This is a genomic window from Dysgonomonas gadei ATCC BAA-286, from assembly GCF_000213555.1.
In the GTDB taxonomy this organism is placed as follows: domain Bacteria; phylum Bacteroidota; class Bacteroidia; order Bacteroidales; family Dysgonomonadaceae; genus Dysgonomonas; species Dysgonomonas gadei.
The window spans coordinates 223,848-244,921 of record NZ_GL891983.1 but is presented as its reverse complement, the minus strand read 5'-3'; the positions used below and the strand labels follow the sequence as shown (position 1 = coordinate 244,921).

Sequence of the window (21,074 nt, the reverse complement as noted above, 5' to 3'; positions counted from 1 at the left end):
CTGTCGCCACATCGCGATAACGGCCTCATTCCGCAGGCGGGATACCCAATCCGTAAAGCGGAGGTGTAGGGCAAAATACGGTAGCTGCTGTACACGGCTGATAATCCAACTAAAAATGATTCCGTATTGTTTTGCCCCACCGGAGCTGCGGTGTTGGGTCGCCGGAGGGATGCAGCCTTGATTTTTTGTTTCGTTTTGCATCAAGGCAAAATGAAAAACAAGCCGGACGGCGCATTAGATAAAATCCAACATTACTAATCAACTGTAAAAATTCTTACTGTCGTTTATCTTTAAAAAAATATCTATTTAGCTTTGTGTTTTTCCCCATAAATATGATGTATAATACCATCTACCAGCCCCACTTTAGGCACATATATCTCACCTATTTTACAAGCTTTGCTTACTATAATGAATATCTTAAGTGCAGGGATAATAACATCGGCACGGTAAGTATTCAATTTGAAATTCTGAATCCTTTCTTCATAGCTCATATCCTTCAAGGTGTCGTACAATACTTTTAACTCGGGATAAGTAAGATATTCTTTTTCCCTTTTGCCAAGCATCTTATGCACCTTATTGATATTTCCGCCGGAAGCAATTATGCTGAGAGGAGCATATTTCTTATATATTTCTTTCAACCACGATTTGAATCGTTGCTCCTCGTCTTCTTTTACCGCATCTACGAGCATACGTACAGTTCCCAACTGGAAAGAATTCGAAGTTATTTTTTGCTGGTTGCTGAATACCACTACTTCCGTACTGCCACCCCCTACATCAACATACAGATAACTACGGTTTTTATCCATCAGGTTATTAAGGCCTCCGGCTTCATATATTATATCTGCTTCCTCCTGTCCGCTAATGATTTCAATATCGATACCGCTTTTTTCGAGGATTGTATTTGTTATATCTTTTCCGTTCTTGGCATCACGCATAGCGCTGGTCGCACACGCTCTGTAATCCGTAACCCCATAGGCTTTCATTATATGGGAAAAGCCTTGCATGGCGTCGATCAGGCGTTGTTTCTTATCTGCGCTTATCTCATTTTTAGTGAATACATCTTCCCCAAGTCGGATAGGGACACGCAAGAAGGCTACTTTCTTAAAGTCGGCACCTGCGCCGGAAGTTTCTATATTGTTTATCAATAAGCGGATAGCATTGGAGCCTATATCTATACCTGCGAATATATCGGTGTTCATTTGGTTTCTTTATTGAGGTTTTTATAAAAATCATACAGGGCCATTTGAGAACGGCAGGGTTGATTGTCTCCTTTCTCTACATATTCGTTACTGCCAAATATGGTAAGATCCCGTGCTTTTTCGTTATCCGACCACTGTATATTGAAGAATTCTTTTAGAGTTTCTTTTATTTTTTTATCAAGGATAGGGGTGCCTACCTCTACCCTGCGGTCAAGATTGCGGGTCATCCAGTCGGCACTCATTATATATATATTTTCATCACCATTATTGTGGAAAATAGCAAGTCGCGCATGCTCCAGATATTTATCTACAATACTTATAACCCTGATATTTTCGCTCTGGTCCTTTACCTGAGGTTGCAGGCAACAGGCTCCTCTTACTATCAGACGTATTTCTACTCCGGCCTGACTGGCTTTATATAACAGGCTAATCATATCCTCATCGGTAAGGCTATTGAATTTAGCATATATATATGCTTTTTTACCACTCTGGGCGTTCTTTATTTCCTGCTTTATTAATGTTTCAAATTGTTCCCTCATGTAATAAGGAGAAATCATCAGTTGCTTAAAAGAGAAGTGTTTATGGGTGTTGAGTAAAAAATCAAAAACAGCCGCAGCATCAGCTACTATTTGCGAATTGGATGTGAATAAGCCGAAATCTCCATATATCTGTGCGGTAGATTCATTAAAATTACCTGTTCCTATATAGGCATATCCTCTGTCTTTACGCTGAACCAGTACCAGTTTGCTGTGTACTTTCAGTCCATTTGCGCCATGTATGACCTTTATCCCTTCCTTTTGCAGCAACTCGGAGTATTCTACATTCTGCTCTTCATCGAAGCGTGCAAGGAGTTCGAGCAGTACGACGACTTTCTTTCCGTTCTTTGCCGCATTTATCAGCGCGTTTATTACTTTCGAACGTTCTGCCACACGATAAAGCGTTATATATATGCTTTCTACCTTGGGGTCGATAGCCGCTTCACGGAGAAAATCGATAAAATGGTTGAACGTATGATAAGGATAATTAAGCAAGATATCTTTTCTGCTTATAACTTTCAGTATACTCGAAAATGCTTTTATATCGGGATGCTGTAAGGGCTCAGGGCTTTTACTCTCCAGATCGGGGCGGACTTTCGGAAATTTCATCAGGTCGCGCATCAGATGGTATCTGCCACCTGCATCCAGTCCCTCATTGCCTTTCAGCCGTAGCTTTGTGGCGATTATATCTAATAGGTCATCCGGCATTTCCTTATCGTAGATCAGGCGTACCGGTTGCCCGTGCAGACGGTTTTGCAGTCCGTCTTCCATCTTTTCTATCAGGCTTTTCGATATGTCGTCGTCCAGAGTCAGCTGCGCGTCACGCATCAGTTTGAAGGTATAGGCCGATATATATTTGTAATTGAACATGAAGAATATCTCATCGAGGCACAGCCGGATAATATCATCCAGAAAAATGATATCATTCCTGTCTTTTACGGAAGGAAGTACGATGAACCGGGGACATGAACTGCTTACGGGTATCTGAATGATTGCATACCGTGGATTTTTACAATTCTTACCTGAGGTCATCTTTACGGCATGATAGATATTGTTATCCTGCAAAAATGGTATCTGAGTTGTTTTCTTTAAAATGAGAGGAACCAGTCGCTGGCTGACAACAGATGAAAAGTAGTCGCGGCAGAATTGTTTTTGCTTCCTGCTCAATTGCTTTTCATTGATAACATATATTCCCTGTTGCTCCATTTCGTCGAGAACCTCGGTATAGGTATGCACAAACTTTTTTTGCCCGGCATATACTCCGGCATTAACAAGGGGCAGTAGTTCCCTGCCTGTGTATCCTCCCGAAAATCGGGGCGTTTTTTTTCCTTTTATCTGGCTCAGCCGTACAATATTGGCTACCCGCACTTTGATAAATTCATCCTGATTGTTCGAAAATATCCCCAGAAAGCGGAGCCGTTGCATCAAAGGTACGCTCTTATCCTGAGCCTCCTGTAATACACGTTCATTAAACGTGAGCCAGCTTAAATCTCTGTTATTTATCATTACACAAGTGTTGTAAGGTGTCTGAGAAAGGTTTCTTCAGCCGAATCTACCCATTTACGGAATTTATCGCCCGATTTTTCTCTCGTTTCCATATAATTCAATAACACACTTATATTAAAATTGTTCCCGATAACTCCTCCTCCGAAAGATGCGGTATCAGCAGCATTTACTTCTTGTTCTATATGCGCCGGTATCATCATTATAGGTTTATCGAGGTAAAGGGCTTCACATACCGACTCAAATCCGGCAGTGGTAACATATCCCCGACATCCGCTCATAAAGTTAAGGAATTTTTCATCATCAATCGTGTGAAGTGTTAAATTTTTGTCGATGCGTTGTTCTTTATCAGAATCTTTTTTGTCCCAGAAGAAATGCAGATTAATATCGGGATACCTGGCATGCCATGCCCTGACTTCGCTTTCGTAACCGTGGTTCAGCATATAACCCAGTATGTAGTCTCCCTTTGTAGGTTTAAGGTTTAAGACCTCTTTTCTTAATAATGGAGGTACTACTGCAATGCGTTCGGGAATATAGTCTTTCAATGGGTAAAACGACAGGGCGAGGGTTTTAGTAGCTCCTACGCCGCATAGCAGGCTGTGCAGGCGAAGAAACATCATTCCCTGTCCGTCTCCTTTACCATGTGCATATCCCGGATGTTTTAGCAGGTATTGATGACCTATGTTGATAATAGGGACATCCAAGCTGAAACGTAAGTGAGTAAAGCCTGTCAGTATTTCATAGAAATTGACAACAACATCCGGCTCGTTTTTCTTTATGCGCCTGTGTATTTTTTCTATGCTTTTCTTATACTTTCTGAGTCTTTTAGGAGTAATGTTGTATAGTATTGTTTTTAGCAGGTGTATATGTTTTTTATCTTTTTTGAAACTAAAAGACAGTGTGTCGAAAACCCGGACTTTCGCTCCTATTTTTTCATAAAAGAAATCCGGTATCTCCCTTATTTTACTTTTCCCTATCAGTACTTCAACTACTTCGTGTCCGTTGCGACGCAGTATTTCGGATAATGCTATGGCTTGTGTCATATGCCCGCGGCCGTCTCCCTGAACGATGAATAGGTATTTCATATGGCTAATTTTACTTTTTCGGGAACTTTATCCTCTTTCATAACTTCCACCACTTTTTCTTCCTGAGCATACATCACTACTTCCCAATTTCCTTCATAATCCTCGGTCAGTGCGGATAAAGATTCCACCCAGTCGCCCGAGTTGAGATATAATATTTCGTCGTAATAAGCTTTTTCAGGGTGGTGGATGTGCCCGCAGATAACGCCATCACATTTCTTCTTCCGCGCTATTTCCACAATATGCTTCTCGTAGTCGCTGATATAGGATACGGATGCTTTTACTCTTTTCTTTACCTCACGTGAAAGTGAATAATAAGGCAGACCTTTCTTCAAACGTCTGTTGTTATAATATTTATTTACCCACATCAGGAGTGTATAACCTACATCACCGATTTTCGACAGCCAGCTGTAACGGCTGGTAACCATATCGAACACGTCGCCGTGTATTACATAGAAACGCTTGCCATTGCTTGTATGTATGTAATCTTTTACAATCTTTATATTCTGGAACTGGAGAGGCAGGATACGATCGAGAAAGTCATCGTGATTTCCTCTCAGGTAGATGATTTTCGTATCGTGTTGAATATCCAGTAATAGTTTTATAAAGTTGCTGTGGCGTTTCTTCCATTTTGCTTTTTTTCCCCGCATGAGCTGCCATCCGTCTATGATGTCCCCGCACAGGATGAGCGTGTCACATGTATTTTCTTTCAAATACTTTGTTGCTTCTTTTGCTTTCGACCATTTCGAACCTAAATGTATGTCCGATAAAACGATGGTCTTGTGATGTTTTTTCTGATTCATATCTATTCTTTTTTTATCGTTAACAAAAGAATAAATATATTATGACAGCTCTGTTAAGGTCTTATGAATAAACCGTTAAGCGGGTTGTTTTCCTGTTATTTGGGATCGCTCCACTTTATCTGCTTCGGAAGCTGAGACCGGCATATAGTTTCTCAGGTATAAATCTTTGATTATGCCGTCGGCCACACCGATTATGGGCGTTTCGATGACGAGGGCCCGCGCCAGTTTCATTATTCGCAGATATATATCGATGGCCGGAAGCAGAACGTCAGCCCGGTTGAGGTTTATATTATATTTGAGTAGACGCTCCTCGTAACTCATCTTTCTCAGTTTACACGAAAAACTAACGAGTTCCTCACGTCTTATACGTCCACAGCGGCGAAGCAGGGAGTCCAGCTTATTAATATTGCCTCCTGAGCCGATCAGGGATATTTTCACAAAGTCTTTGCAGTATTCGGCAAGCCAGTCTTTCATCCTTTCCCATTCGGCTCTTTCCTCTTCCTGAGATAAATTGCGTAAGGTTCCCAATCTGAATCCCTCTGTAGCAATCTCTTTATTCTGATGGAATATAACCATTTCTGTACTGCCGCCACCTACATCAGTGTATATATATGCCCTGTTTTCTTCCAGAAGTTCGTCTATGCTATTGGTCAGTATAAAGCGGGCTTCTTCTTTACTGTCCACTATCTCGATTTCTATGCCCGATTTGGCATATACATAATCGAGTACTTCATTCGCATTGGTAGCTTCCCTGATGGCCGATGTAGCGCAGATACGCCACTTTTCCACATCATTTACCTGAATCAGGCCATAGAAAGCCTGCATCAGTATAGCGAGTTTCTCTTTTTTCTGTTCACTGATCAATCCGGTAGAGAATGTGTCTTCTCCTAACTTTAAAGGTATGCGTATCAGGGAATCTTTTTTGAAGATTGCTTTGCCGTGATAGTCGAGTACATCCGTAATCAGCAGACGTACCGAGTTGGAGCCAATGTCGATAGCTCCCAATCGTTTTATATCCATCTCTTTACATTTTTTGTTTCGTCAAAAGTATGAGAAGGTGATTACGAAACGATTAAGTCGCGGTTAAGTTTGGAGTGGGGAAACTAAAATTCGTTAAACAGTTAATAAACAGTCTTTTCAATGAAGATCTCTTCAAACAGATTTTTTGTTTTTTCCTTTACTTCTTCCATGTCTATTCTATATCCCAGTTCTTTCTCCATTGAGGTAACTCCTTTATCTACAAAGCCACAAGGATTAATGAGTGAGAAAAAAGATAAATCGGTATTTACATTCAGTGCAAATCCGTGCATAGTGACAAAGCGGCTGCTACGGACTCCTATGGCAGCTATCTTCCGTGTTTTTGAAGGGATAGTTGTATCAATCCATACGCCGGCTGCACCATCGAGACGTTCCGACTGGATATTATATGATTGCAGAAGGCGGATAATAATTTCCTCTACGTTAAAGATATATTGGCGGAGACCGATATCATAAGACTCCAGATCAAATATCGGATAACCAACAAGTTGTCCCGGACCATGATAGGTGATGTCACCTCCCCTGTCTATTTGGAAAAGTGATACTCCTTTTTCTTTCAGGTAACTTTCCTGAAAGAGTAAATTCTCCTGTTTACCATGTTTGCCAATTGTGATGGTATGGGGATGTTCACAAAACAGTAGATGGTTTTTAGTTTGAATTCCTTTGTCCTTGCAGTTTAAAGCCTCTGCGAATAGCTGTTGCTGGTAATCCCATGCATCGCCGTATTCTATCGTTTTCAGGTCTTCGTATATCATATGAGTTATCTATTTTTTTACTTTTGACGGATTTTTATTTATATAATCTTTCCAACTTGTAAATTTTACTTCCTGAGAAGGATTGTTTGTTTGGAAAAAATGGCAAACTGCAGCAGCTAATCCGTCGGTAGCATCCATCTGCGGCAGCATATTCTCATCCGGGATTTTCAAAAAGTTTTGTAACATATAGGCAACCTGCTCTTTGGCAGCCCTTCCGTTTCCGGTAATCGACATTTTTATTTTCAATGGGGCGTATTCAAAAATGGGAATATCCCGGGATAAAGCCGCAGCCATAGCTACACCCTGCGCACGGCCGAGTTTGAGCATACTTTGCACATTCTTTCCAAAAAAGGGAGCCTCGATAGCCAGCTCGTCAGGCAGAAATTCATCAATCAGGCTTATTATGCGTTCAAAGATGCGGCGAAGTTTAAGGTAATGGTCATCATACTTACTCAACTGGAGTATACCCATTGCCAGCATTTCGGGCTTGTTATTCACCACCCTTAAAATCCCATATCCCATTACCTGGGTTCCCGGGTCGATACCCAGAATGATCCGTTCCTTTTCTATCATTATAATTCGATTTCTTCCAGTATTGTAACAAATCCTAAAGCTTTATTCCCGAAGCGTACCGTAATTTCTTTTTGTAAATCCAGACCTTCTGTCTCGAACCAGTGGTTGAGTGTGTCTACATTTTTCACTTTGAATTGCAGGGAATAACTGCTGCCGCTTTCTTCATGTTGTGCATGAATACGGGCGAATCGCGGTTCATGCAGGAATCCGCTGGTAGCAGCTTTCGGGATATATGTTTCTTTCATGTAGCTAATGTAATCGCTGCAAACATCGTCTTCTACATGAAAAGTGGTATTGAATATTATCATTTGTAAGTTTATTATATTTATAACAAAAGTACGAAAAGTTTATCTATATATTAGCCAATAGCCTTTAGCTGATAGCTCTTTGAAGTATTGATAGACCCCACCAACCTCCCCAGGGGGAGGCTACAGGGAGGGTAGAAGTAATAAGTAAAAAAGTGTAACCTTTGTTACCTTTTAACTAAGAATAGTTAACGAATGTTAAAATAACAAGATGGAAATGATGAAAATTCTGTCAGATGTGTCAGGTTTTAACCAAACATAGTTAATAAACGTGAATACGGTAATAAGTTATGAATTATGAGTTATAAATCATGAATTGGACTTTGCACCTTAGCATCTCTGCGTGAAAATACTGTTTACTGCTAACTGTAAATCATTTATGCGATAGCTAACGCTAACGGCTATCAGCTGAAATATGTGTTACCTTTGTTACCTTTTTGCAATATTATCCTTATTTTTATAAACAATAAATCAAGTACCATATGGATTCTTCTCTTATAGCAAAACCTGTACGGGTAGCCTCGATAGATATATTCAGGGCTTTGACGATGTTTTTTATGATTTTTGTCAACGATTTCTGGTCTGTATCGGGTGTTCCCCATTGGCTGGAACATGCGGCGGCTTCGGAAGATATGCTGGGCTTTTCGGATGTCGTATTTCCTTCTTTCCTTTTTATATTGGGTATGTCTATACCTCTGGCTATGGAGAGCCGGATGAAGAAAGGTGAGACGAAAAAACAGATCTTATGGCATATCGTCGTGCGCTCGGTGGCATTGCTAGTTATGGGACTCTTTACCGTAAATCTGGAATCGGGTGTGGCGGACGAAACGGGCATAAGTAAGCCTGTCTTTACTATATTGACATTGTTTGGTTTCTTTCTTATCTGGAACGTTTATCCAAAACAGGACGGCCGCAAAAAGTATTTGTTTACGGCCTTGAAAGTTTTGGGGGTTATTATACTTGGTGTATTGGCAGTAATCTACAGAGATGGAGAGGGTGGATTGTTCCAAATCCGCTGGTGGGGAATTTTAGGGCTTATCGGCTGGACGTATCTCCTGTGTGCAATCATTTACCTGTTTTTATACAAGAACCGGATGTATTTGTGGATTGCAGCTGTCTTGTTTATATTGTTATGTGTGGCCGGATCTAATCATTGGTTAGGATTCTTCCATGAGATAATACCGGGGAATGGTTGTTTCCATGCATTTACAATGGGAGGTGTGTTACTTATGTTACTTTTTAAACGTCCCGAAACAGAAGTTAACCCGAACCGGAAATTAGTCATAACTTTTGTCGCAGGTATTGGGACTCTGCTGCTTGGACTCTTATCACATTCATTCTGGATTATATCTAAAATACAGGCTACGCCGACATGGTTGTTTTTGTGTTTGGGAATATCCCTTCTGACATATGCTTTTATATACCGGCTCACCGATATGCAAGGGAAAGCATCGTGGTTTGATATTATAAAGCCTGCAGGAACAGCCACCTTGACCTGTTATCTGCTGCCGTATTTATTATATTCGATTTTTACATTAATAAATCTGCAATTACCGGAAAGCTTGTTGGTTAGTCCGGTCGGATTATTGAAGTGTGCAGTATTTTCACTGCTGACTATCGGGCTTACCGCATTGTTGGTGAAGGTTGGGGTGAAACTGAAAATATAGGATTCTTTTTATGGATTTTCGCATTATGGTTTATCTATATAGAGTAACTCATATTCGATAAGCTATGAAGAAAGCATTATTATTTTTTCTTATATCAGTAACCATCTTTTCTAATGCGCAGGAGGGGAGTTTAGGTAAAGACAATATATATATTCCTGTGGATATTATGCCCCGGTTTCCCGGAGGGGAGCAGGAGATGTATAAATTTATAAAGGAAAGACAGAAGTATCCGGAATCGGCTATAAAAGCTAATGCTGAAGGGCGGGTTATTACCAGATTTACAATAAAAACTGATGGAAGTATAACGAATGTGCATATCATCAGAGGTATTCATCCCGATTGTGACAGTTTAGTTATGGATATAATAAAGGCGATGCCTAAATGGGAATGGGAGAAAGATGTGAAAAATATTAAGGATACAGATTTTACACTTCCGGTTATTTTTCGTCTGCCAATAGAAGGTGTTGCAGATGGTGAAGAAATACGTCATACAGCGGATCAGATGCCGTCTTTTCCCGGAGGGGAACAGGAGATGTTTAACTTCTTGAGAGATAATCTGAAATGGGTGGATGATGGAACTGATTTTCAAGGTCGGGTAGTAATCCGTTTCATCGTTACCAAAGAAGGAAAGATTGTAAAGCCTGTAGTAATAAGAAGCCTTTCATCTGCAACAGATAAAGAAGCCCTCAGAGTAATCAATTTAATGCCGGACTGGATACCGGGAAAACATAAAGGAGAATTAGTGAATGTATATTATACTATACCAATTGTATTCCGGCTGTCTCAATAAAAAAGTCCGCACATTGCTGCACGGACTTTATATATTGAGGTTGAAATATTAATATCCTCTGATAGCTTTAATTCCCGGAAGAACTTTTCCTTCGATGAACTCTAGCAAAGCACCACCACCTGTAGATACATAAGATACCTGATCGGCAAGGTTGAACTTGTTAACAGCAGCAACAGAGTCACCACCACCAACAAGAGAGAATGCTCCGGCTTTGGTTGCAGTAGCAATCGCTTTAGCAACAGTTTCTGTACCGTGAGCAAAGTTGTCGAATTCGAATACGCCCACCGGACCATTCCAAAGGATAGTCTTGGAAGCCATGATTACATCAGTGAATTCTTTTTCACCTTTAGGGCCTATGTCGAAACCAGACCATCCGTCAGGGATATTGTTGGCATCAGTAAATTGTGTATTTGCATCGTTCGCAAACTTGTCGCCAAGCTTGGCATCGCTGGCGATAACCAGGTTTACACCGTTAGCCTTAGCTTTGGCCATAATGTCTTTAGCCAGTTCCAGTTTGTCGTCTTCGCAAAGAGAATTACCGATCTTGCCACCATTCGCTTTTTCGAATGTGAAAGCCATACCACCGCCGATGATAAGGTTGTTCACTTTGTCAAGCAGGTTTTCGATGATATCTATTTTAGAAGATACTTTCGATCCACCTATGATTGCTGTGAACGGACGCGCGGTATCTTTCATTACTTTCTCTACAGCGTCTATTTCTTTCTGCATCAGGTATCCGAACATTTTATGTTCTGCATCGAAGTAATCAGCGATAAGCGCAGTAGAAGCATGTGCACGGTGAGCTGTTCCGAAAGCGTCATTTACATATACATCTGCATAAGAAGCAAGTGTCTTTGTAAATTCTTTCTGGCTTTCTTTGATAGCTTTTTTTGCAGCAGCTTTAACATCATCGCTTGCATCCTCGGCCAATCCGCGAGGTTTGCCTTCTTCTTCAGCATAGAAGCGGAGGTTTTCGAGCAAAAGAGCTTCGCCCGGTTGAAGAGCAGCAGCTTTTACTCCAGCTTCTTCGCCTACACAGTCGTTAGCGAATTGTACGTCAACTCCGAGAAGTTTAGATACATGAGCAAGGATATGTTTCAGCGAATATTTTTCTTCTACACCTTTTGGGCGTCCAAGGTGAGATGCGATGATCGGGCTACCACCGTCGGCTATGATTTTTTTTAGTGTAGGCATAGCAGCACGGATACGAGTGTCGTCTGTGATGTTGAAATCTGCATCCAGAGGCACATTAAAGTCAACTCTGACGAACGCTTTCTTTCCTGAAAAATTGAATTTGTCAATTGTAATCATGATTGTCTGTAATTAAATATAATTAATATAATTGATTATCAGTATATTGTTTGCTTGGATTTCCTATCCTTAAAAGCGGTACAAATATACTAAATTCTATGGAAGATTTTTTGCTTCAAAATGAAATTATCGTGAAATTTGCCTTATTAGTATACATTACTCTGTTATTTGTTACTCAGACTTGACAAAAGCAATATGTTCGTAAAATTAACTGGTCAAAAACTGTATAAAAGCAGGAAAGGTTTATCAATATAGTGTCGACAGAGAAAAAACGGTGAGTAAATTTTATACAAAATCCGGTAAATGTATCGAATATGCGGAGGCTTGATATATCTTTGCTAAAAAAAAAGAATATGACCGAATTGTTAGCCTACGGATTATTGGTTTTCACATCTTTCTTTACTCTTATAAATCCCATTAGTGCTATGCCTGTTTTTCTCGGGCTTACTTCCGATATGGAACCGAAAGACAGGGTTGCTGTGGCAAAACGGGCAGTGGTGGTTTCGCTAATTATTGTGTTGGTCTTTGCTTTCTCCGGACAGTTCCTGTTCAGGGTATTTGGTATATCTGTCAACAGTTTCCGGATAGTAGGAGGAGCGATTTTCTTCGTTGTCGGTTTCGATATGCTTAATGCCCGGTTGTCGCCGATTAAGGCTAAAGGGTCGGAGATAAAACAGACAATTAAAGATATCGCTATTACACCACTTGCCATACCGATGCTGTGCGGTCCAGGGGCAATAACGAATGCTATTGTTTTGATGGAAGACGCGGATAGTATATTGCTAAAGGTGACTTTTGTAGTTGCACTATGTCTTATGCTGCTGGTTACCTATCTCATTCTTATCAGTTCATCGAAATTGATAAAACGGTTTGGCGAAACCGGTATCAATGTAATGATGCGTCTGATGGGACTAATCGTGATGGTAATAGCGGTTGAGTTTTTCCTGGCAGGGATAAGGCCGTTTTTAGAGAGCCTTTTCAATTGAGGAGTCTTCTTTTTCTTCTTTTTCGAAAAGAAGCTTCTCTGCTTTATTATAATCTTCAATAATTATAATAGTGATTATACAGAGAGTGGTTTCTATTGCTGAATTTATTACTGACAGGAATAAATTGGAACCGGTGTCAATGGAAGAAAAACTCCATTCGATTCTGAATGATATGCTTCCGAATATGAGGCTGAATATCCAGATTGTCCACCATCCTTTTACATAATCTGTTTTCAGTCTTTCTGTATATGGCTCCTTACTATTGAATAAAAGGTACTGATCTGTTTTTATATATAGTTCTTTCATAATCCTGTATGGAACAAACAGATTTATGATTGGAATAAACCAAGCTCCGGCTGCCCATCCATTAGAATATTCGAGTTTATTCATCTTCTTTTCAAGATTGTAATAAGCTCTTCTGAACCACTGAATGAATGTTATAGCCGATGCTATTACCGCCAGAAATGTCAATATCGCTGTATAGCCCACAACTGATGCTATTATAAAAAAAGTGTTTTCAGAAATGTATTCTTTGGGTATAATTTCATAACTAACCATTAATTGGATAATCTCCAAAATAAGTGTTATTGCGCATGTTATCATTACAATCCATATCAAAGCGATGGCGTTTTTTGCTCTTTGGGAGTTAGACCTTAATTCATCCATATGTGTATTTCTTATATTAGATTCGATTATGACATAAAACTATAAAAATAAGTGATATAATGTACATACTATACCCTATTTAATTTATCGGCTTAAATACTTCGTTCCGCTTAATTTTTTTTAACTCCGAATTATGGGTTTTCAGATTTAACATTTCTATTTTTGTCGTGCTTAGTAAAATAGGAGTGATATGCCCGTAAAATATCGGGGGTTATCTGAGTTTACTAATTATAATTGAGGAAAATCAAACAATAAATATAAACGCAAAATAGTATAACAGTATGGCGCAAGTTGACATTCGAGAACTTACCGAAAGGATACAAAGTAAAAGCTCATTTGTAGAATCTCTCACAATGGGTATGGATAAGGTGATTGTGGGGCAAAAACATCTCGTAGAATCACTCTTGATAGGTCTTTTAGCTGATGGGCATATCCTGCTTGAAGGGGTACCGGGTTTGGCAAAAACTCTGGCAATAAAATCTTTGGCTTCGCTCATCGATGCTAAGTATAGTCGTATACAGTTTACTCCCGACCTATTGCCTGCCGATGTTATCGGAACAATGATCTACAGCCAGAAAAACGAAGAGTTCTTCGTAAAACACGGACCTGTATTTTCAAATTTTGTATTGGCAGATGAAATAAACCGTGCTCCTGCCAAAGTACAGAGTGCATTACTCGAAGCCATGCAGGAACGCCAGGTGACAATTGGAGAAAAGACATATAAATTACCGTCCCCATTCCTGGTGATGGCAACTCAGAACCCTATTGAGCAGGAAGGTACCTATCCGCTTCCGGAAGCACAAGTAGACCGTTTCATGCTGAAAGTAGTGATAAATTACCCGAAGAAAGAAGAGGAAAAATTAATCCTGAGAAACAACCTGACAGGAGACTATGGGAAATTAACTCCGGTAATGAAAGCGGATGAAATCATTGGTGCTCGGGAAGTGGTGAAAGATGTTTATCTGGATGAAAAGATAGAGAAATATATTGTCGATATCGTATTTGCTACACGTTTCCCTGAGGAAAACGGGCTGACATCACTAAAAGGAATGATCGGTTTCGGAGCATCACCGCGTGCATCTATCAGTCTGGCTTTGGCATCACGTGCATATGCATTTATCAAACGCAGAGGCTACGTTATCCCTGAGGATATCCGTGCAGTATGCCACGATGTATTGCGCCACCGTATCGGACTGACATATGAAGCGGAAGCTAATAATACGAACTCCGATGAGATTATTAGCGAAATTTTGAATAAGATTGAAGTACCGTAAATCATGTAACAGTTAACAGTCATCAGTTAACAAAGTTAAGCATATGATAAGTAATAGCCTTGTTTATGAAAAGGCATATTCTTTTGCCATAAGAATTGTAAAAGCTTATAAATATTTGAGTGATAAACAAGAATATATATTATCGAAGCAACTGTTGAGATGTGGTACATCTGTTGGGGCTAATATAGCAGAAGCTAATGGTGCTATCTCCGATTTGGATTTTTCTGCCAAAATGAGCATAGCATACAAAGAAATATTGGAAACTAAATACTGGTTATCTTTACTTAAAGATACAGGATATATCGCTCCGGAAAATTTTGAAGACATCTTTACCGATGCAGATGAAATTGCTAAAATGATATATTCGATATTGAAAGTAACCCGTATTAATAAAAATGTTGACTGTTAACTGATAACTGTTAACTGACCAAAATGGAAACAAGCGAATTATTAAAAAAAGTACGTCAGATTGAAATAAAGACCCGTGGTTTGTCCCGCAATATATTTGCAGGACAATACCATTCAGCTTTTAAAGGCAGGGGGATGGCCTTCTCAGAGGTGCGTGAATACCAATACGGAGATGATATCCGCGACATAGACTGGAATGTGACAGCCCGATACAACAAACCTTTTATTAAGGTATTTGAAGAGGAGCGGGAACTGACAGTTATGCTTCTTGTGGATGTGTCTGCCAGTCAGGATTTCGGAACAAGGAATTCACTAAAGCGCGATATGGTTACGGAAATTGCCGCAACACTCGCTTTTTCTGCCATACAGAACAATGATAAAATCGGGGTGGTTTTCTTTTCCGACAAGATAGAAAAATTCATACCTCCTAAGAAAGGTAAGAAGCATATACTTTATATTATCCGGGAACTCATAAACTTTCAGGCAGACAGTGCCAAAACCGATGTGGGAATGGCTCTTAAATATCTGACGAATGTTATCAAAAAACGCTGCACAACATTTATGATATCCGACTTTATAGATATACAGGATTATAATAATGCCCTGACAATAGCCAATCGTAAACACGACATAGTTGCTTTGCAGGTTTATGACAGTCTTGAAACGCAGCTTCCTAGCGTGGGGCTTATGAAAGTGATGGATGCGGAGACCGGGACAGAACGTTGGGTGGATACTTCGTCCAAGAGAGTACGTCAGGTATATCAGGATTGGTGGAAAAAGCAGCAGGAGAATATGCAGACGTCGTTTAACCGGAGTAAGGTAGATAATGTTTCTGTCCGTACCGATGAAGATTATGTAAAGGCTTTAATGGCCTTGTTTAAGAAGAGAAGCTAAAATGTAAATTTGAAAATGCACCAATTATATATACTGAAATTTGCTAATTGGCATATATGCTAATTTACTCATTGAAAATATGTTGAAACTAAAAAATATACTATTGCTTGGCTTGCTTTGCTGCCTGAGTTTTTCGCTATCGGCGCAGAAGTCGACAGTAAGGGCAACAATACAGCCGTCGGATATCCTGATCGGGGAACAGGCAATCATTAATGTAGAGGTTATTGCTCCAAAAGGGCGGGATATTATTTTCCCTCTTTATCCGGATACCCTGATTACTGGAATCGAGGTGTTGAAAATGCTGAAACCGGATACGGTAATGACAGAGGTGATGACTATCAGTCAGAAATATGTTGTGACTTCGTTCGATTCTACACTATACCATGTACCTTACATGCAGGTGATAGATGGTGTGGATACGCTTCGTACAAACGATTTTGGGCTGAAAGTTTCCGCGCCGCAATTATCGGAGCAGTCTTTAGCATATCTCGAGCAATTGAAGAATCATCAGACTGATTCCATAGACTTCGAGAAGCTTCAGATATCGGATATAAAAACAGTGCAAGATCCGCCGTTTGTATGGCAGGACTATCTTGAATATTTGTATATACCTCTGATTATACTATTGATCCTTGCGCTTATCGGGCTTGCTGTTTACTTCTATATACGGAAGAGGAACAAAGGGTATTTCTTTACCCCGAAAATTGTTTTGCCTCCTCATGTGGTCGCATTACAGGGACTGGATAAGCTGAAAACGTCTAAACTTTGGCAGAAAGGGCAGGAGAAGGAATATTATACCGAACTTACAGATATTCTTCGTGAATATATAGATAAACGCTTCAGCATAGATGCGCCGGAAATGATCTCGGATGATATCATTGCTTCGGTACATTTGGCTACTGATACAAAATCGGCTACAGATGGCTTGTCGCAGATACTGAAACTAGCCGATCTGGTTAAGTTTGCCAAATACACTCCGTTTGCCGACGAGAACGACCTGAGTTTGGTAAATGCTTACCTGTTCGTCAATCAGACTAAGATAGAAGAGCGCCAGACACTGGAAGAGCAAAAGGATAGCTTGACGGAGAGTCAGGCACCGAAAGAAAAAGAAAACAAAGAAGATAAAAAACAAAGCTAAAGATATGATGGATATAGTATATGCCAATCCGAAATACTTATACTTACTCTTATTGCTGATACCGCTGATTGTGTGGTACATCATTAAGTTGAGGAAGATGCAGGCTACATTTAAGATGTCTTCAGGCTTTGCCTTTGAGAAAGCACCTTCTACAATTAGAGTTTATTTGCGACACTTTCCGTTTTTGCTACGGGTGATTGCGATCGCACTGGTTATAATCGTTCTGGCACGTCCGCAAAGTGTCAATTCTTCGGATGTATCAAATTCTGAGGGAATTGATATTGTGATGGCTCTCGATATTTCGGGTACGATGATGGCGCAGGATTTTTCGCCTACACGCCTCGAAGCGGCAAAGAAGGTTGCCGCAGAATTTATAAATGACAGGCCTAACGACAGGATCGGTCTGGTCATATTCGGAGGAGAAAGTTTTACTCAATGCCCGCTGACAACGGATCACAAGGTATTGTTGAACTTACTCACAGAAGTTAAATTCGGAATGATAGAGGATGGTACTGCCATCGGGCTGGGTTTAGCCAACTCTGTAAACCGGTTGAAAGACAGTAAGTCCAAATCGCGGGTTGTAATACTTTTAACAGACGGTTCTAATAATGCCGGACAAATTGCACCTTTAACGGCAGCTGAACTGGCGGCGTCTTATGATATACGTGTTTATACCATAGGGATTGGTTCCAGAGGGACGTCTACAGCAAGGATAATGACACCTTACGGCTTGCAGACCATGCAGGTGTCAGGCGACTTCGATGAGCGCACACTGACAGAAATCGCGGCCATTACTAAGGGACAGTATTTCCGTGCGACGGATAATACCAGCCTGAGTGCGATATACGATGAAATAGACCAAATGGAAAAAACTCATATAAGTGTAAACACTGTAACCAAGCGTAAAGAACTTTACATGCCATTTGCCATTTTTGCTTTGGCTCTGGTAGGGTTGGAGTTGGTTCTTCGTCGGACATGGTTGAGGAATATACCTTAAAATAATTAAGAATTAAGAGTTAAGAATTAAGACTGGCGCGAGGCGACAAAGCCCATAACTTATAATTTATAACTCATAACTTGTATAAGAAATATGTTTAAGTTTGCGAATCCTGAATATCTGTATTTATTTTTTGCCATACCTGTTTTTGTAATAGGTTTTATCTTTCTGAATATAAGGAAGAGAAAAAGTGTGGAGAAACTGGGTACACTTGCCTTGGTAAAAAGAATGATGCCCGAACTTTCATTGAAACGATCGTATCTGAAATTCTGGCTTATACTTGTCGCCATAGGTTTCGGTATAGTTGTCCTTGCACGTCCACAGTTTGGAACAAAAGTGGAGAAGGTAGACAAGAAAGGAATAGAACTGGTTATTGCCATCGACGTATCTAATTCGATGATGGCTGAAGATATAAAACCGAGCAGATTAGCTAAAGCAAAGCAAATGCTGACCCGTATTATCGATGAGCGCAGGGATGACAAAGTGGCTATAGTCGTATTTGCCGGAGAGGCTTTTATTCAATTGCCGCTTACTCCAGATAACCAGTCTGCGAAATTGTTTCTGGAAACGATCGACCCCAGTCTTGTGCCTGTTCAGGGAACAGCGATCGGCAGTGCAATAGATATCAGCATGAGTTGTTTTTCTAACGATACGGATATAGACAAAGCTATTGTCCTGATTACCGATGGAGAAGGGCATGAAGGCGATGCTGAGGGAGCAGCCGCGCGCGCAGCTGATCAGGGTGTGCATGTGAATGTTGTGGGTATAGGTACAACGGAAGGTGCGATGATTCCGGTTTCACCGGGTTCTAACAATATGAAGCGTGATACTCAGGGGCAGCCGGTTGTGACAAAGCTGAATGAAGAGATGTGCCGCCAGATAGCAAAAGCAGGAAAAGGGCTTTATGCACATGCCGATAATTCCAATAGTGCGCTGAAAAGTCTGCAATCGGAGTTGGAGAAATTGCAAAAAAAAGAAATAGATGGGATAGCATACTCCGAATATGACGAAAAATATCAGATTTTCGCTTGGGTTATGCTGGCTCTGCTTCTACTTGAGATATGTGTGTTTGATAAGAAGAACAGGATATTCCGGAATATCAGGTTGTTTAGATAATGTGAATCAGTATTTAAATGCCGGATGTTACTTTATTTATATAATTTTATCTATATATACAGATAACAAGCGTGTTATCGATAAAAAGTAACAATGTGTAAAAATATAACAATGTGTAACCTTTGTTACCTTTTAACAAGTAGTAAGTTTTAAGTAATGAGTAATAAGTACTAAGTTGAAAGTAATATGAGATACGAGTAGACAAGATACGAGATACAAGTTGTTAACTGCTAACTGTTGACTGTTGACTGAAAAAACTGTTACCTTTATTACCTTTTCAATTACTAATTGGCATAAATAAGTAAAAAAGTATTCTTAATAGAGAATGTGAACGAGATGATGAAAAAGATTGTATTCATAACATTATTAGCATTTGTAACTATCAGCCTATCTGCCCAGAAGGGGGTTAGAAAAGCTGTGCGGACAGGGAACAAGGCATATAATGAACAACGATATGGCGCGGCTGAGAGCGAATATAGCAATGCGCTGAAAGAAAATGCAAGTTCGAAAGAAGCTTCTTTCAATCTGGCAAACACATATTATAAGCAGCAGAGATGGGATGATGCACTAAAAGAATACCAGCATTATCTGACCTTGGAGAATGAAGATCAAACAAAGATGAGTTCAGCCTGGAGCAATATGGGTAATACATTCCTGAAAAAGAAAGGAAATGAAAAAGGACAGCAAATGCAGATGGCTCAGGGAGGACAACCTCAGCAGGGTGGAGGACAGCAAGCGGATAATCTGAAGCAGTCGATGGAAGCCTATAAAAATGCCTTACGCCTGAATCCTAAAGATGAAGAAACCCGGTACAACCTGGCAGTGGTTCAGAAAATGATAAAAGATAAAGAAGATCAGGACAAAGACCAGAATAAAGATAATAAGCAAGACCAAAATAAGGATCAAAAACAAGATCCGAAACAAGACCCTAAGCAAGATCCGAAACAGGACCCTAAGCAAGATAAGCAAGACCAGAAGCAGGATCAGAACCAAATGTCGCAGCAAAATATGCAACAGATACTTCAGGCTTTGGAACAAGACGAGAAAGAAACACAGGAACGTGTAAAACAGGCCAAAGCTCAGGAGCGAAAACAAAAGAACGAAAATAACAGAAAGCAAAATAAAGACTGGTAATGAAGAGAAAAGGATATAGCTATTCAATTTGTCGGTTCTGCTTGTCAGTTGTATTACTATTCCCTTTTCTGTCGGTGGCTGTCGGCCAAAGTATTAAGGTAAATGTCAAAGCTCCCGAAACAGTATTTATCGGGGAACAGTTCAGAGTCGACTATGTAGTTGAAAGTGATAATGATATAAGAGAGCCGGTAATAATAAAGAATATGGAGGGTTTCACCATATTATACGGCCCGTCTGTATCATCGACGAGGGCGGTCCGTTTTAATAACGGTAAACGAATAACAATCTACACGACTACATCTTCCTATTATCTGGAAGCCTCTAAAGACGGGAAATATACATTGCCCAGAGCTGAAATAACGGTAAACAGCAAGAAGTATAAAGCGGAGTCTGTCAAAGTAGAAGTGAAATCGCCAAAAGATGTAGCGGACGAAGTCGATGCTTTTGTAAAGACAACAGTATCCCGAACAAATGTAAGCCTGTCAGATACATTGACGCTTACATACAGGTTATATACAACTAAAGAAATTAAGCGTATAATAAGTGCGGATTTTCCTGTTGTGAAAGATTTTTATACAACCAATATAACACGTTCGCGTCAAACTTTTACAGATGAAGTTGTGAATGGTAAGACCTATAAGGTAGTCGAACTTAGGCGCTTAATACTTCAGCCACGTAATCAGGGACAGATGACTATTCCCGAAGGGCAGATATCGGTAGAATATTCTACCCCGACAGGCAGAAGAGTACGAGATATGTGGGGAGACGTGTATGATGAGACGATCAGAAGTGAAAAGTCTTTAATGATAGAGCCCGTAATAATACGGGTGCAAGACCTGAAAGCAATATAAATAAACGTTGGTATTCAATATTACACTTTAAAGTTATGATTTTCGATC

Annotated in this window: 21 protein-coding genes; 11 read left to right on the top strand and 10 right to left on the bottom strand. The window is 40.1% G+C overall.

What is annotated here, in order from left to right:
• Positions 1-302: 302 nt before the first annotated feature.
• From HMPREF9455_RS11120 to HMPREF9455_RS11085, 8 genes are all read right to left on the bottom strand, one after another.
• Entirely contained in the window at positions 303-1,199 is an 897-nt protein-coding gene (locus HMPREF9455_RS11120; RefSeq protein WP_006799790.1) for a Ppx/GppA phosphatase family protein, read from the bottom strand.
• Complete coding sequence (ppk1, locus tag HMPREF9455_RS11115; protein WP_006799789.1) at positions 1,196-3,241, bottom strand: polyphosphate kinase 1; 2,046 nt, start codon at positions 3,239-3,241, stop codon at positions 1,196-1,198. Before ppk1 ends, HMPREF9455_RS11120 begins: the two co-directional genes overlap by 4 nt.
• Positions 3,241-4,323 carry a glycosyltransferase family protein gene (locus tag HMPREF9455_RS11110; protein WP_006799788.1) on the bottom strand — a complete coding sequence of 361 codons (1,083 nt, stop codon included), beginning with the start codon at positions 4,321-4,323 and terminating at the stop codon, positions 3,241-3,243. Before HMPREF9455_RS11110 ends, ppk1 begins: the two co-directional genes overlap by 1 nt.
• Positions 4,320-5,123, bottom strand: a complete 804-nt coding sequence (locus tag HMPREF9455_RS11105) for a UDP-2,3-diacylglucosamine diphosphatase (RefSeq protein ID WP_006799787.1) — start codon at positions 5,121-5,123, stop codon at positions 4,320-4,322. Before HMPREF9455_RS11105 ends, HMPREF9455_RS11110 begins: the two co-directional genes overlap by 4 nt.
• A 75-nt stretch (positions 5,124-5,198) precedes the next feature.
• Positions 5,199-6,143 (bottom strand): Ppx/GppA phosphatase family protein, encoded by a 945-nt coding sequence (locus HMPREF9455_RS11100; RefSeq protein ID WP_006799786.1) that lies wholly within the window; start codon positions 6,141-6,143, stop codon positions 5,199-5,201.
• A 101-nt stretch (positions 6,144-6,244) separates the two neighbouring features.
• Positions 6,245-6,916 (bottom strand): lipoyl(octanoyl) transferase LipB, encoded by a 672-nt coding sequence (gene lipB, locus HMPREF9455_RS11095; RefSeq protein ID WP_006799785.1) that lies wholly within the window; start codon positions 6,914-6,916, stop codon positions 6,245-6,247.
• Positions 6,917-6,925: 9 nt separating this feature from the next.
• Positions 6,926-7,486: a crossover junction endodeoxyribonuclease RuvC gene (ruvC, locus tag HMPREF9455_RS11090; protein WP_185095960.1), complete on the bottom strand. Its 561-nt coding sequence runs from the start codon at positions 7,484-7,486 to the stop codon at positions 6,926-6,928.
• A 2-nt stretch (positions 7,487-7,488) separates the two neighbouring features.
• On the bottom strand, positions 7,489-7,797 hold the full coding sequence (locus tag HMPREF9455_RS11085) for a DUF4286 family protein (protein ID WP_006799783.1): 309 nt from the start codon (positions 7,795-7,797) through the stop codon (positions 7,489-7,491).
• A gap of 479 nt (positions 7,798-8,276) precedes the next feature.
• Between HMPREF9455_RS11085 and HMPREF9455_RS11080 the strand changes: the two genes are divergently transcribed.
• The gene (locus HMPREF9455_RS11080; RefSeq protein WP_006799782.1) at positions 8,277-9,461 is read left to right on the top strand and encodes a DUF5009 domain-containing protein; all 1,185 of its coding nucleotides are present in this window, start codon (positions 8,277-8,279) and stop codon (positions 9,459-9,461) included.
• A 64-nt stretch (positions 9,462-9,525) separates the two neighbouring features.
• A complete protein-coding gene (locus tag HMPREF9455_RS11075) occupies positions 9,526-10,251 on the top strand; it encodes an energy transducer TonB (RefSeq protein ID WP_006799781.1) in 726 nt (241 codons plus the stop codon).
• Positions 10,252-10,299: 48 nt separating this feature from the next.
• Here HMPREF9455_RS11075 and HMPREF9455_RS11070 read toward each other — a convergent pair whose 3' ends face one another.
• Positions 10,300-11,562 carry a phosphoglycerate kinase gene (locus HMPREF9455_RS11070; protein WP_006799780.1) on the bottom strand — a complete coding sequence of 421 codons (1,263 nt, stop codon included), beginning with the start codon at positions 11,560-11,562 and terminating at the stop codon, positions 10,300-10,302.
• Between the two features lie 353 nt (positions 11,563-11,915).
• Between HMPREF9455_RS11070 and HMPREF9455_RS11065 the strand changes: the two genes are divergently transcribed.
• Complete coding sequence (locus HMPREF9455_RS11065; RefSeq protein WP_044216073.1) at positions 11,916-12,548, top strand: MarC family protein; 633 nt, start codon at positions 11,916-11,918, stop codon at positions 12,546-12,548.
• On the opposite strand, the gene HMPREF9455_RS11060 is transcribed toward HMPREF9455_RS11065, so the two are convergent.
• Positions 12,528-13,214: a DUF4328 domain-containing protein gene (locus tag HMPREF9455_RS11060; protein ID WP_006799778.1), complete on the bottom strand. Its 687-nt coding sequence runs from the start codon at positions 13,212-13,214 to the stop codon at positions 12,528-12,530. The two genes, HMPREF9455_RS11065 and HMPREF9455_RS11060, sit on opposite strands and share 21 nt — an antisense overlap.
• 281 nt (positions 13,215-13,495) lie before the next feature.
• Between HMPREF9455_RS11060 and HMPREF9455_RS11055 the strand changes: the two genes are divergently transcribed.
• The 8 genes from HMPREF9455_RS11055 (at position 13,496) to HMPREF9455_RS11020 (ending at position 21,026) form a co-directional block, all read left to right on the top strand.
• Complete coding sequence (locus HMPREF9455_RS11055) at positions 13,496-14,488, top strand: AAA family ATPase (RefSeq protein WP_006799777.1); 993 nt, start codon at positions 13,496-13,498, stop codon at positions 14,486-14,488.
• A gap of 43 nt (positions 14,489-14,531) precedes the next feature.
• Positions 14,532-14,897 carry a four helix bundle protein gene (locus HMPREF9455_RS11050; protein WP_006799776.1) on the top strand — a complete coding sequence of 122 codons (366 nt, stop codon included), beginning with the start codon at positions 14,532-14,534 and terminating at the stop codon, positions 14,895-14,897.
• A 23-nt stretch (positions 14,898-14,920) separates the two neighbouring features.
• Positions 14,921-15,790, top strand: coding sequence for a DUF58 domain-containing protein (locus HMPREF9455_RS11045; protein ID WP_006799775.1), 870 nt, complete (start codon positions 14,921-14,923; stop codon positions 15,788-15,790).
• A 79-nt stretch (positions 15,791-15,869) separates the two neighbouring features.
• Positions 15,870-16,928: a hypothetical protein gene (locus HMPREF9455_RS11040; protein WP_006799774.1), complete on the top strand. Its 1,059-nt coding sequence runs from the start codon at positions 15,870-15,872 to the stop codon at positions 16,926-16,928.
• Between the two features lie 13 nt (positions 16,929-16,941).
• On the top strand, positions 16,942-17,925 hold the full coding sequence (locus tag HMPREF9455_RS11035) for a vWA domain-containing protein (RefSeq protein ID WP_044216068.1): 984 nt from the start codon (positions 16,942-16,944) through the stop codon (positions 17,923-17,925).
• A 93-nt stretch (positions 17,926-18,018) separates the two neighbouring features.
• Positions 18,019-19,041: a vWA domain-containing protein gene (locus HMPREF9455_RS11030; RefSeq protein ID WP_006799772.1), complete on the top strand. Its 1,023-nt coding sequence runs from the start codon at positions 18,019-18,021 to the stop codon at positions 19,039-19,041.
• A 336-nt stretch (positions 19,042-19,377) separates the two neighbouring features.
• The gene (locus HMPREF9455_RS11025) at positions 19,378-20,175 is read left to right on the top strand and encodes a tetratricopeptide repeat protein (RefSeq protein ID WP_006799771.1); all 798 of its coding nucleotides are present in this window, start codon (positions 19,378-19,380) and stop codon (positions 20,173-20,175) included.
• A complete protein-coding gene (locus tag HMPREF9455_RS11020; protein ID WP_006799770.1) occupies positions 20,175-21,026 on the top strand; it encodes a BatD family protein in 852 nt (283 codons plus the stop codon). The genes HMPREF9455_RS11025 and HMPREF9455_RS11020 overlap by 1 nt, the downstream gene beginning before the upstream one ends.
• The last annotated feature ends 48 nt before the right edge of the window (positions 21,027-21,074 follow it).